10 protein-coding genes and 3 pseudogenes are annotated in these 12581 nt (G+C 62.2%); 7 read left to right on the top strand and 6 right to left on the bottom strand.

From position 1 onward, the window contains the following. Positions 1-68: 68 nt before the first annotated feature. Entirely contained in the window at positions 69-968 is a 900-nt protein-coding gene (locus NMG80_RS03565) for an HNH endonuclease (protein ID WP_254016860.1), read from the bottom strand. A gap of 213 nt (positions 969-1181) precedes the next feature. Here NMG80_RS03565 and NMG80_RS37200 point away from each other — a divergent pair. Together NMG80_RS37200 and NMG80_RS37195 are read left to right on the top strand one after the other, a co-directional pair. Continuing rightward, a pseudogene (locus NMG80_RS37200) lies at positions 1182-1427 on the top strand (dihydrofolate reductase family protein); the annotation flags it as partial. An 85-nt stretch (positions 1428-1512) separates the two neighbouring features. Further along, on the top strand, positions 1513-1719 hold the full coding sequence (locus NMG80_RS37195; protein ID WP_367185914.1) for a dihydrofolate reductase family protein: 207 nt from the start codon (positions 1513-1515) through the stop codon (positions 1717-1719). 103 nt (positions 1720-1822) lie between these two features. On the opposite strand, the pseudogene NMG80_RS37730 reads toward NMG80_RS37195, so the two are convergent. Together NMG80_RS37730 and NMG80_RS03545 are read right to left on the bottom strand one after the other, a co-directional pair. Then, positions 1823-2238: pseudogene (locus NMG80_RS37730) on the bottom strand (LysR substrate-binding domain-containing protein); the annotation flags it as partial. 203 nt (positions 2239-2441) lie between these two features. Beyond that, on the bottom strand, positions 2442-3800 hold the full coding sequence (locus tag NMG80_RS03545; protein WP_254016859.1) for a phosphatase PAP2 family protein: 1359 nt from the start codon (positions 3798-3800) through the stop codon (positions 2442-2444). Between the two features lie 385 nt (positions 3801-4185). On the opposite strand from NMG80_RS03545, the pseudogene NMG80_RS03540 reads away from it, so the two are divergent. After that, positions 4186-4530: pseudogene (locus NMG80_RS03540) on the top strand (MBL fold metallo-hydrolase); the annotation flags it as partial. A 353-nt stretch (positions 4531-4883) separates the two neighbouring features. Next, a complete protein-coding gene (locus NMG80_RS03535; protein ID WP_254016858.1) occupies positions 4884-6032 on the top strand; it encodes a CapA family protein in 1149 nt (382 codons plus the stop codon). A gap of 19 nt (positions 6033-6051) precedes the next feature. On the opposite strand, the gene NMG80_RS03530 is transcribed toward NMG80_RS03535, so the two are convergent. Both NMG80_RS03530 and NMG80_RS03525 read right to left on the bottom strand, forming a co-directional pair. Continuing rightward, the gene (locus tag NMG80_RS03530) at positions 6052-6486 is read right to left on the bottom strand and encodes a c-type cytochrome (RefSeq protein ID WP_254016857.1); all 435 of its coding nucleotides are present in this window, start codon (positions 6484-6486) and stop codon (positions 6052-6054) included. Between the two features lie 75 nt (positions 6487-6561). Next, positions 6562-6921: a hypothetical protein gene (locus tag NMG80_RS03525; RefSeq protein ID WP_254016856.1), complete on the bottom strand. Its 360-nt coding sequence runs from the start codon at positions 6919-6921 to the stop codon at positions 6562-6564. Between the two features lie 353 nt (positions 6922-7274). Here NMG80_RS03525 and NMG80_RS03520 point away from each other — a divergent pair, with 353 nt between their 5' ends. Next, entirely contained in the window at positions 7275-8426 is a 1152-nt protein-coding gene (locus NMG80_RS03520) for a helix-turn-helix transcriptional regulator (RefSeq protein WP_254016855.1), read from the top strand. Between the two features lie 11 nt (positions 8427-8437). On the opposite strand, the gene NMG80_RS03515 is transcribed toward NMG80_RS03520, so the two are convergent. Further along, positions 8438-9139: a response regulator transcription factor gene (locus NMG80_RS03515; RefSeq protein WP_254016854.1), complete on the bottom strand. Its 702-nt coding sequence runs from the start codon at positions 9137-9139 to the stop codon at positions 8438-8440. 284 nt (positions 9140-9423) lie between these two features. Here NMG80_RS03515 and NMG80_RS03510 point away from each other — a divergent pair, with 284 nt between their 5' ends. After that, complete coding sequence (locus NMG80_RS03510; protein WP_254016853.1) at positions 9424-11586, top strand: hybrid sensor histidine kinase/response regulator; 2163 nt, start codon at positions 9424-9426, stop codon at positions 11584-11586. Beyond that, a complete protein-coding gene (locus tag NMG80_RS03505) occupies positions 11583-12296 on the top strand; it encodes a response regulator (protein WP_254016852.1) in 714 nt (237 codons plus the stop codon). Before NMG80_RS03510 ends, NMG80_RS03505 begins: the two co-directional genes overlap by 4 nt. Positions 12297-12581 lie beyond the last annotated feature (285 nt).

Genomic DNA, 12581 nt, shown 5'->3' with positions numbered 1-12581 from the left:
GCGAGCGGCTTCGTCCTCGGGTCAAAACAGGCCGTTCCAACTCACCCACCAACGCGCCGGACGCCGCCTCACTGCTTAAAACAATGCTCGCGGTGCCATTGCAAGAAACGAGGATGCGGGCGTTCAAACTGCCGGCCCGGCGGAAGCGCACGGCGAGTCTTATTTATGAATGCCTGCACGCTGTCGAGGTCGTTGACCTGTCGCGAGATCAGGATTTCCAGATCGTCGGATAGGCTGATCAATCCACGATCGAACATCCAGTGCGCTGTGCCTGATAATGCGATGCCATTGTTGACGATATCGGGTCCGTTCACTTCGACCGGTCGAATATGGGCGGCGGAAACCTCGGCTCGGCCGCCGCCATTTATCAACTTGAGTCCCGTGATCGCGCAGCGCTCGTCGTAGGCGCGCAAGACGATGCGACGGAAAATGCGGTCCCGCACAATTCGCGATCCGATGTAGCTTAAGCGATCACGACTCTGCTCGAATTCGAATGGCGCCTGCCCATCTTGAAAACCGGTAGATGGGCCGACCTCATCGAGGCGTGGCAGCAACAACTCATTCGTGTCCAGACCCAAATCTATGATGCGGTTAAAATCGGCTGGACTGATTGGGCGGACGGCCGATTGGGCGCGACCGGAAATGCGTCCTTGGTCGTTGAGCAAGCCTCGTTCAATGAGACCATCAGTTCCGTTAAATGGAACAGGATTGACGAAATCGAGATAGGTTCCGGGCTCAATCAGAGCGAGGTACATATCAGGCGCTACAGGATCGGGAATGATCTGTTGGACTTTGGCCACAGCGTAATAGCCACGGGTGTCGTTTACCTTGCTAGGCTCGTAGTAAATGATCCAGTCGCCGACGCACGCTTCGACGCGGCTTAAGTACGGGCGAGGAAATTGGTATTGTTCTGCGGGACGGTCATTGTAGATCGAATCTGAGCGGTGAATGAAGACCCCGAATCCCATGATCTTCCTGCAATGCGTCCTTTGGGAATATCTGACTCAGATGTAACACCAATCCGATCTTGGGAACTTAGTCCAGGTCGGAGAAGCTTTTCCCCATAGTATCGGTCCTTTGGAGGCGAATAGGAAAAGCCCCTGACAAGCGACCACGCTATTTTCACGGAGCGTGTCGCATCAGCCCTGCGCCGTCCGTCCTCTGCCAAACGGAGAACCCCCATGAGAAAACTTGTCGTAACCGAATTCATCAGCGTCGATGGCATTGCCGAGGTCGAGAAGCTGCCCGGCATGACCTGGAACGATGAAATGCAAAGGTTCAAGGAAGACGAGCTTGCCGACAGCGGCGCCTTGCTTTTGGGGCGCACGACCTACGAGATTTTTGCCGGGTCATGGCCTGAGGAAACCGGAGACTTCGCCGACCGCTTCAACGCGCTGCCGAAATATGTCGCCTCGACCAGCCTGAAGGCGCTCGACTCGCAACCGGCCGAGCTGCTGACGGGCGCATTGCCGGAAGTGGTCAGGGAATTGAAGCAACGCAGGCAACATCTATGTGCATGGCAGCCTAAGCATCGCCCAGCAGCTACTGAGCCATGGCGTTGTCGACCGCATCAGGCTGCTCAGCTATCCCGGCGCCGTCGGCCAGGGCAAACCGCTGTTCCCGCCCGGCGAGCAAGTGCCGCTCGAGCTGATTTCGGCCACGCCATTCAGCAGCGGCGTGGTGGCGCTTGAGTATGCGCCTGTGATGGGGAAGGCGTGATGGGCCAAGGCCGAAGCTGCCAATCTCCCCCCTCGAGGGGGGAGATCGGCAGCTTCGGCCTTGGCGCGTCAAGCGTTTCGGCCATCAGCGCCTCACCCCAACCTTACCGCTCCCGCCCCTCCCCCTTCTGCTGCTCAGCTGCGACCAGCATCTCAACAAACCTCGTCACCTTGGGCGGCCTAAACCGCGCGGCCGGGTAGACTGTGTAGATGCCGCCGGAGGGCAGCTGCCACTCGGGCAGGATCTGGACGAGCCGTCCCCCGGCCAGCTCGTCCCGCACCAAAAAGCCCGGCAGCACCGACGGGCCGGCGCGGACGGCCGCCAGCACCGCCGGCGTTGCGCCACGTCCATTCCACCGGAAGTCAGGTCGATCGTCTCGTCGCCCAGCGTCAGTTCCACCCGGCAGGCGGGATAGCGCGCGCTGAGAGCGGTGACCACTGGCACCATCGCCGACGTGCCGTAATCGTTGGGCCCCGCAATGCGCAGCGTGCCGGTCGGCTCGGCGGCAGCCTGCGCGAGCCGCTCTCAGCCTCACGCGGCTACATCACGACCACGGGGACCGACGGAGCGCTCGCGACTTGTTCACAGTGTTTAATGCCTCATTCACCGAGGGGTCTCGATGCTAGCGATCTCGTCAATGTGAAGGAATTGCTCGGCCAACTGCCATGGGTGCCATTTGCAAAGGGTCGAGATGGCATCAAAAGAGGGCCTCTTTCCTTCTGCTAGTCCGCCCCATCTGTTTTTGCCCGCTCGATAAATTTCCCCGCGACCGCTTTACCGAGCGCGGCGCCGGCCCGGTTGTCCATTTCATAGTGGATGCCTGCCCAGACGCGGGAATCACCCGCCTCTTTACCAACCGCGCGGATGAACTCCGCATGGCGGGGAAACAGGTACGCCAGGACCTCGCATCTGGCAGTCGAGAGCGTGGAGTGGTTCGACGGATAACTGGGATGGGCCGGCACCGTGAACAGGGGCGTGATGCTCGCGTCAAGCATGTTGGGCCGCAGATACCAATAGGCGTACTTCCCATCGTTGCTTGCAATGTAGGCGTCGTAATAGACCGTTGCGAGCATCGCGTAAGCCCGCGCGGCACGCGGCGGGTTCGTATCCGTCTTGTCCTCGAACATCCACTTGCTGGCATAGTCATACCAGTCGGTGAACAGGCCGGATGGGCTTTGCCAGTAGAACGCTTTGTAGCTGTTAGGGAATTTTCGTTCAAACTGTCGGATTGCGTCCATCTCGGCCTTTACGGCCGGGGATTGGCAGTCGGGCGGCGCCGGCGGCCTGAATTCATCGGGTGCTGCCAGCACGATCGGCTTCCAGTTTGGCATGGTTACATTGGCGGGTTTGCTCCCGACCCACATGCACGGCCCGGTCGGAACAGTGCCGGTCCACGCTGCATCGGAGCCATCGGCCTTTGCCCGCGCAATCACCTGCTCTGCGACCCTCCGCCCCAACACCAGGCCGGCGGAAGAATCGCTTGGGAACTGGACACCGGCAAGGACACGCGACTGAGCCGCTTCTTCGGCCATTGCCTTGAACGACGATGTCTCTTTGGGAAAGAAATAAGAAAGAACGGTCGCGGCAGCTCCGGCGGCTGCGGCATGCTCGGATGGATAGGAGGGACTCCGCGGCGGCGGCAGCGCAGTCGCCAGTGTCGCATCCGCCTCGCTCGGGCGCGGCCGATTGTAGAAGTACTTCGCGTCCCACGCAGCAATGGTGGCGTCGTACATCGCCATCGTCAAATAGGTGTAGACGCGGTGCGCATTTGGAATCTGCTGGTTCTCGAGAAGGCGATTGTTGACCAGATCGATCCATCGGTACCCAGGCGAGCCGGCGTCCCAGAAGGTGATTTTGTCGGCGGTAGCCGGATCCTTTTGCGCCAAGAGATCCCGCATCTGCGCCAATTCGGCTGCTGCGGCGGAGGCGTCAGGCGGCGGCGGGACTCGGAAGTCCTCGCCAGACGTGATTACCCATGTCTTCCACTTTCCAGCCTCTGGTTCTATCAAATCCGATTGGGCGAAAGCGCAGTTCCCTGAAAAAAGGATTACCGCGCAGGCCTTGCCGAAACCGCTAAGCATGCGAGCCTCCCATAGGTGCCCCCGCCCAAAGACGGAAGGTTTTCCGTTTTCAAACCTTTATTTTAGCCAAGACTAATTATACTCCGAGATGCTGCCGGGTAAAAGGATAAAAGTTAGAGCCCGGCAGCGTTGATCTCAGTCGACCTGTCGCCCGGCGCCAATTCCAACCGGCAGGAGAAGCGCGAAGCGTGGTGGGCGGTCGGTGCTTGTTTGCCCGCGATGGCCATCTCCTCCAACAAGAGGGGAGATCGGCAGTTCGGGCCTCGGCGCTCGTCTTGCAACGCTAGTGATTGGCGAAGGCGCCGATGACAGCCAATCTCCCCCCTGAGGGTCCCCTGAGGGGGAGATGGCCGGCAGGGTAGAGGGGGTCGGTTCGATCGGGCGCGACGCGGTGTTCGGCGGGGTGATGATTTTTTCCGGCGTGCATGTCTGGACCGCCGACACGCCGAATAAGGATAAGCGCGCCGCCTGGCTCGCCAATCTCGAAAAGATCGCTGCCGCCAAGCCTGAAATCGTCGTGCCCGGCCACATGACGGCGCAGGCCGCCACCGACCTTTCGGGCGTCGAGCACACCAAAACCTACCTCATTGCCTTCGAGGAAGAACTGGCCAAGGGCTAGGACGCGGCCGCGCTCAAGGGCGCCATGGAAGCCCGCTTCCCCAACCTCGGCATGGGAGTGGCGCTCGACATCGGCTCCAAGGTCGCCACCGGCGAGATGAAGTGGGGCTGAGGGCGCCTCGATCTGATCCGGGCTACTTTCGAAGGATCATGGTCGGAGGAGAACGGCGGCGGGGACATCGTTTCAGACAAACCTATCAAGACCTGGGTTCCTCGCCCACCGCGAAGCGGGGGAGAGGTGGCCGCGAAGCGGCCGGAATGAAGCCCCGCCGCCTCTCACCCAATGTTCTGGATTCGCCCCCAGGGTGCTCTTGGTTCCCCAGATGCCGGAGCGATGCGCCTCGAGCCGCACGATCTGGCTGTGGTCGACGAACAGGTTGATCTCGCGGCGCGATGCGATCCGCGCAAATTGGCTGGGAACCCCTTGGGGTCACCGGGTGTTGGCACGCAGGAGATTCGAGAGCGATGCCGCAGATCGCGAACAACGCCGCCGCCGCCGGACGACCCGTTCGAAGCAGCGCAAAACTGTTCCTGTGCGGCGACGTCATGCTCGGGCGCGGCATCGACCAGATCCTCGCCAGTCCGGGCGATCCGCACCTTAGCGAGCGCTATGTCAAATCGGCGACGACCTATGTCGAGCTTGCCGAACGCAGCAATGGCCCGATCCCGAGAAAGGTCGAGGATGCGTATGTCTGGGGCGATGCGCTCAGCGAATTGGAGCGTGAAGCGCCCGATGCGCGGATCATCAATCTCGAGACCAGCATCACCACCAGCCTGTCCCTGGCGCCCAAGGGGATCAATTACAAAATGAACCCGGCAAACATCGGCTGCCTGGCGGCGGCACGGATAGACTGCTGCGTGCTCGCCAACAACCATGTGCTCGACTGGGATGAGCCCGGCCTCGTCGAGACCCTCGATACGCTCCGGCTTGCCGGCCTCGCCTATGCCGGGGCCGGGCTTGAGGCGGACGAGGCGGCGGCACCTGCCGTCATTGAACCGGCCGGCGGGGGCCGCGTGCTGGTCTTCGGCTTCGCGCTCGAGACGAGCGGCGTTCCAGCTTCATGGGCAGCCGGAGCTTATAAGCCTGGGATCAATTTGCTGGCGGATCTCTCGGCCCGGTCGCTCAAGCAGATCGCCCGATCCGTGCAGGCTATAAAACAGCCCGGCGACCTCGCGGTGGCCTCGATCCATTGGGGCGGCAACTGGGGCTACCAAGTCCCGGCGGAAGAACGCGCGCTTGCCCATGGGCTCATCGATGTTGCAGGTTTCGATGTCGTGCATGGGCACTCCTCCCACCATCCCAAGCCGATCGAAATCCATCACGGCCGGCTGATCCTCTACGGATGCGGCGACTTCCTCACCGATTATGAGGGAATCACCGGCAACGAAACCTTTCGCGGTGAGCTTGCGCTGATGTATTTGCCGCGGCTCGCCATACCGGACGGTACGCTTGTTTCGCTCGAGCTGGTGCCGTTCCAGCTCGCCAGGTTCCGGCTAAACCGCGCCCTGCGCGAAGATGCCACCTGGCTCGCGGCCATGCTCGAGCGCGAGTGCTCGCCTTTCGACACCCATGTGGCGCTCGGAAGCGATGACCGTCTCACCGTGGTCTGGTGAAGTTGGCAGCCTGCGATATCTAAGGTTCAAGCTTCTCAGGCCGTCCTCGGCCAAGGGCGCCGTCGGCTCGGGCCTGCAAATAGGCGTAGATGTCGTCGATGTAAGGAGCGACGTTGGGGTCGTCGGCGAAGCCCTTCATGACCGAAGCACCGCTGCGCACGCCGTCGCGAACATTGCGCCGGAAGACCTCGATGCCGGGCAGCCGGTCGACAAGCGCCGAGGCGAAGGTCGAGCCCATGCCGTCGGGGCCATGGCAGTGATTGCAGCTGCCATGGTAGCGACGAAAACCGTTATAGGTTCGCGCATCGACCTTGTTGCCGACAGCCTCGTAGAACTTGCCCGAGGCCAGCTCAGCTTGCGAAGACGCGGCGAAGCCGGCGCCAACGGTCAAGACGACGACAGACGGGAGGACGAACCATGCAGACATCGTCTGTGGCCCATGTTGCAGGCTCATCCAGCGCCGCCGCAACGCGCATGCCCCCGGACCACTCGATGTTGGATCACTGATGCTGGATAACTCAACCCTGAATCAGTCGGCGGCGGGCTTCGGAGACGAAACCACGATGCCGTCTATCGGATGCGGGCTGACCACAAGCTTGCCGCCGACGCGCGATATGTCGATGATCTGGTCCGACTCGCCCAGTTTGCCCGGCACGGAGACCGCGACCATCTGGTTCTCGGTCAGTGTCGCCACGAAACGCACTGGCAAGCCAGCCTCGCCCTGCGCGATTGTGGTGACCACCCGATAGCCGTCCTCCTGAGGTGTATAATAGACGACACCAAGGAAGCCGGCGAGATCGATGCTTTCGGCCTTCATGGCTCCAAGCTCGTCGGCATGCGCGGGCATCGCCGCCATGCAAAGTGCTGCAAAAGCAATGTATCTGTACATAATGCTGCTCCATCCCGAATTGTCCGGGTCGAACCCGGCTCAAGTTTTAGCAATAGGCGGTCGCGCGCCGTGATACTCGGCGCACGCAGGCAGAATTCTTGATTAGTCCCCCCGGCTGCATCACGGTGGCGAAGGCCCGCGAGCCAGGAACGCGCTGAACCCACTGGTTGTCACAGTAAGTGTGACCTTATCTTCTGGGGCGCGAGTATTTCACCGCCCGGGTGCTTGCGCATCCCCTGTTTGGGGGAGATAATCGGAATTTAAGCGATCGCTAAATTTGCAGAGGCGAGAGCACCTGTGAGAGCGCGCTACTTTCCGCGTCGGACGCGCTGTCGACATGCGGGGGGCCGTCGATGGCCAAGGCATTGTCGCATCATGATCTGTCGAAGCTGATCGGCTCAATCTACGATTGCGCACTCGACCCGGGGCGATGGGAGCACGCGCTGGCTGGGATCAGGGATGCGCTCGATGCCCAGACTGCGGTCCTGCAGCTTGACGACCTCGCCAACGATCGGCTGCTGATCTACAGGACCGTGGGAATAGAGCCATACTGGCTGGAGCAACAGGCGAAATATATACCCGAGATCCACGCCCGGCTGCTCGAGGATCTCTCGACATGGCCTTCGCTCGATATGCCGCATGTGGTCTCACGCCATATCCCTCAAACCTACCTGGAGACCTCGCGATATTTTCAGGAGTTCCTGAAGCCGCAAGGCCTGGTCGACGTGATGTCGTTCTTCCTGATCCACACCCCTACCCGCCTTGCCGGCTTCGCCGTTGCCCGACATCAGCGGCAAGGCATTATCACCGAGCGCGAAATCAAGCTTGGCAGACTGTTGCTGCCGCATGTGCGCCGTTCGGTGATAATCAGCAACATGCTGGACATCGGCACTGTCGAGCGCGCAGGAATGGCCGAGGCGCTCGATGCCCTCACATGCGCCGTGGTCCTCACCAATGAACGTGGCGCCGTCCTGCACGCCAACCGTTCGGCCAAGCACATGCTGCGGAGCGGCGGCCCGATCCAGGATGTCCGGGGCATTCTGCAAGCGAAGATCCCGTCGGCTTCCAGGGAACTTCACAGCGCCATCATGCTTGCGGCTCAGGATGAGGTCAGCATCGGCAAGACAGGGCTTGCCGTCCTCCTGAGCGAATCCGGGCTGCCGCCCGTCTTTGCCCGCGTGCTGCCGATGGCCGGCGGCGACTTGCGCGCCGGTATGGAACCCGCGGCGGTAGCCGCGGTGTTCATCGGCAATGCACCGGACGAGCATGACGCCGCCGGAATGCTGGCGCGAGCCTTTGGGCTTACGCTGGCCGAAACCCGCGTGCTCGCCAGCCTTGTGGCCGGGCACACCTTGGCCGAGACCGCCGCCAGCCTTCACATTGCCAACGCGACCGCCAAGACGCATCTCGACAATATCTTCCAGAAGACCGGCGCCTCCCGCCAGGCCGATCTGATGCGCCTTGTCATGCAGATCGTTCCGCCCGCGGGGCAGCCTGGTCCCTGAATCACACTCATTCACCGTCTTGGATACAGGTATCCCACACCGCGGATTGTCTTGATCAGTTCCGGCTTGGCTGGGTCCTTTTCGAGCCGGCGGCGCAGCCGGGTGATGCGGCTGTCGATGCTGCGGTCGAACGGCTCGTCGCCCCTGGGCGGCGCCAGTTCGAGCAATTCGTCGCGACCAATGACTTGGCCGGCCCGGGTGGCGAAGGCCGCCACCAGATCGAGCTCCATCGGCGTCAGCGGAATGGCCACGCCGTCGGCGTCGATGAGGTTTCTCGCGCGAGCGTCGAACACATAGGTTCCAAAGGCGAATTGCCCGGCCGGCAAAGCGTCGGCGTCGTTCAACCCCTTCGGCCTGCGTCTGCGCAGCACCGCGGCGATCCGCGCTTCCAGCTCGACCGGTGAAAACGGTTTTGCCAGATAGTCGTCGGCGCCGATCTCGAGGCCCGCCACCTTGTCGAACACCGAATCGGCACCGGTCAGCATCAGGATGCCGGTGTCGTGATGCTCGCGCAGCCAGCGGGCAAGGCTAAAGCCGTTCTCGCCCGGCATGTTGAGGTCGAGTACGACAAGATCGGCCTTCGCCGCGGCGATCGCCTCGCGCAAGTCGGCGCCGCCGGATGCCATGCGAATGCGGTAGCCTTTCGCCTGCAAATAGTCGGCGATCATGAAAGCCACGTCGGTCTCGTCGTCCACGACAATGATGTCGGCCATGCGTTTTCCCCCGCGGCGAGCGACGCTCCAAACCTACAGGGCGCATTCACTCCGGGTCAATCGGCCGCGTCTGCTGCCGATTTCGGGCGGTTCGACACAATTGAAACAATAGAAGCCGGGTAATCGGTCGTACGGCATCATCGTGAAACATCCCACGGTTATGTTCAACGACGTCGGGCAGATAGCCGGGCAGGCCGGCTTGACAGGCCGTGGGCCGTTCAGTCCACTGGCCGCACGGAAACAGCAACCGTCGTGACGGCGCATCCGTCTGTGGAGACCTCGCCGTGCCGACCTCCTCGAAGCTGTCCAGGCATTACGCGTTGCTGATGGCAGCCTGCGTTTTGCCGCTGATCGTGCTTGTCGTCGGCATCGGCCTCTATCAGTCCTACGCCCAGCAACAATCGTTTTTTCCTTATGCGGTCATTTTGGTCGGGTTGCTTATCTCGGTATATGCCTTGCACGGCGTGCTTCTGCGGGAAATAGCCGGCATCTTCGCCGAAAACCGCACGGCCCTGCGCGAACTGGCCGACAGCGAGCAACGCTACCGCAGCGTGGTCGAGCTGCAGACCGAATTCGTCGTCCGCATGTCGCCGGAGGGCCATCTGAGCTTCGTCAACGACGCCTATTGCCGGGCGTGCCGGATGACGCGCGAAGAGCTTCTCGACCCGTCCTGGTGCGAACTCGACGTGCTGCCGCCCGACGAACGTCGCAGGTTTTTGGACCACTTGGCCCGCCTCACCCCGGAGGCGCCGAATGCCAGCATAGAACTTGTCAATGCGATGCCTGGTGGCGTGAGCAGATGGCTGGCCTGGAACGATCATGGCATTTTCGACAGCGACGGGCGCCTTGTCGAAGTGCAATCCGTCGGCCGCGATATCTCGGACCGCGTCCTGGCCGAGCAAGCCAGACTGGAAGCTGAGAAGCTGTTGGCCGAACGGGAGGCGCAGTTTCGCGCCATCGCCGAAGGCGTGCCGCTGCCGATCACCATCTCGGCAATAGACGGGCCCGAAATCCTGTTCGTCAACGAACCGGCGCGCAAGGTGCTCGGCATCGAGGTCGGCCAGATCGGAGCCGAAGCGACGGCGACCTGGGAAGATCTCTCGCGGCGAGACGATCTCCTGCGGCTCTTGCTGAGAGACGGAATCGTCGATGCATTCGAAGCCGGCATGACCAATATGCAGGGGTCGAGAATCGATACGCTGGTTTCGGCGCGGCTGATCACGCAGGCCGGCCGTTCGGCCATGCTTGCGGCCGTCACCGACATTACCCGCCAGCGCGAAGCCGAGGCGGAGATCGCACGCCAGCGCGAGACGCTGTACCAGTCGGAAAAGCTTTCCGCCCTCGGTTCGCTGCTGGCCGGCGTGGCGCATGAGCTCAACAACCCGCTGTCCGTCGTCATCGGCTACAGTTCGATGCTGAAGGAGTTCTCGACGGACGAGGCGACCGTGGGGCGCGCCGACAAGATCCACGCCGCGGCCGAGCGATGCTCGCGCATCGTCCGAACCTTTCTGGCGATGGCCCGCAAGAAGCCCCCCACACGGGGCGCTGTCGACATCAATGAAGTCGTGGTTGCCTCACTGGAGCTCGCCGGCTACAGCCTGCGTTCGGCTGGGGTCGAAATCCGCACCGAACTGGCGGAACCGCTTCCCGACGTCTGGGGCGACCGGGACCAGCTTCATCAGGTGGTGACCAACCTGGTGGTGAACGCGCAGCAGGCTTTGCTGCAGGTCCCGCACCCGCGGCGGCTGACCATTGTCACCACCGGGGAAGACGATGCCGTCGAGATCGTTGTCGCCGACAATGGCCCAGGCATGCCTGAGACGGTCCGCGCGCGTGCTTTTGAGCCTTTTTACACGACCAAAATGGCCGGTGAAGGCACCGGGGTCGGGCTGTCTGTCTGCCAGGGCATCGTGACTGCCCACGACGGCAGCATAGAACTGGATTCGACGGAGGGCGGCGGTGCACGGTTTACGATCCGGCTTCCGAGCGGCCGAGCCGAAACGGTCGCTCCGCCCGAGGCTGCAGGCAGGATGCCGCCTGCGCCCTCGGCCGCACGAATTCTGGTGGTCGACGATGATTCCGACATTGCCTCGATGATCGCCGAGATGCTTCGCCGCGATGGCCACGACGTCACCATCGCCGACGACGCGAATGCTGCCCTCAAGGCTGTGCGTGAGGAAGGAATCGACCTTTTGATCAGCGACATACGCATGCCTGGCCTCGACGGCCCCGGCCTTTACCGCGCGCTGGAGCAATTGCGCCCCGGACTCGCCAGCCGGCTGCTGTTCGTGACCGGCGACACGCTGGCACCCGAGATTGACCGCTTCATCGGCGAGACCGGCGCGCCGGTGATCGAGAAGCCGCTCGATCCGCAGACCTTTCGCAGACTCGTGATGGAACGCCTAAGGGCGATGGAGACCGGCGCAATGGAAGGGGCTAAAGCGTGACAAAACAGAAATTGCTCATCGTCGACGACGAAGCGCCGTTGCGCGAGATGCTGTCGGATTACCTGCTCATGCACGGCTTCGATGTCCGATCCGTTGCGGATGGAGCGGGAATGCACACCGAGCTCGATGGCTTTAACCCCGACCTGGTCATTCTCGACGTCAACCTCGTCGGCGAACGCGGCTATGACCTGGCCCGCGAAATCGCCAAGCAGAGCCGCGCCGGCATCCTGATGCTGACCGCCGTCGGTGACCTGCCGCATCGGCTGGAAGGTCTTGCCGCCGGCGCCGACGACTATATGGCCAAGCCGTTCGAACCGCGCGAGCTTCTGGCGCGTGTCAGAAGCGTCATCCGGCGCCTGGGCGAGGAAGAGCGGAAGCCGGAACACCGCATCCGTTTCGGCGGCTGCGTCCTCGATATAAACGGCCGCACGATGGTGGACCCGGACGGCGCCGACGTCCAGTTGACGTCTATGGAATTCGACCTGCTATGCGTCTTCGCGCGCCATCCCCGGCAGATATTGTCGCGCGACCAGCTGTGCAGGCTCGCCCACAACCGCGACCTCGAGCCGGGCGACCGGAGCATCGACATCCGCATTACCCGACTGCGCAAGAAGTTCGAGACCGAACCCGACGCGCCGGTGGTCCTGGTGACGGTTCGCGGCGAAGGCTATGTCTACGAGCCTGCTTACGATGAGGCACGGCGCCGGTAGAAGAAGCTGTTCACGAAGAACGATGAGGGCCAAAAGGCCCAAGTGAGAGAGCCCTACTTTCAACGCAGCAGCGCCCGAATGTTACGGCATGGATCCTAGGGCCTCCGCTACGTCGCTTCGCTCCTGCGCTCCGCCCTAGGATGACGAAGTGAGGATCGGTTCAGCCAATCTCGAAGGTTTGCGATTTGGCATCCGCTGCCACCCGCTATGCACGACGCAACTGCCAATCTCCGACATCTGCGATTAGCTTACACCACTATGCTTTCGGTCGAGTAGAGGCGATGG

Source organism: Mesorhizobium escarrei (assembly GCF_935825525.1).
In the GTDB taxonomy this organism is placed as follows: Bacteria; Pseudomonadota; Alphaproteobacteria; order Rhizobiales; family Rhizobiaceae; genus Mesorhizobium; species Mesorhizobium escarrei.
The sequence above is the reverse complement of the archived record's forward strand: the minus strand, read 5'-3'. Positions and strand labels throughout refer to the sequence as shown.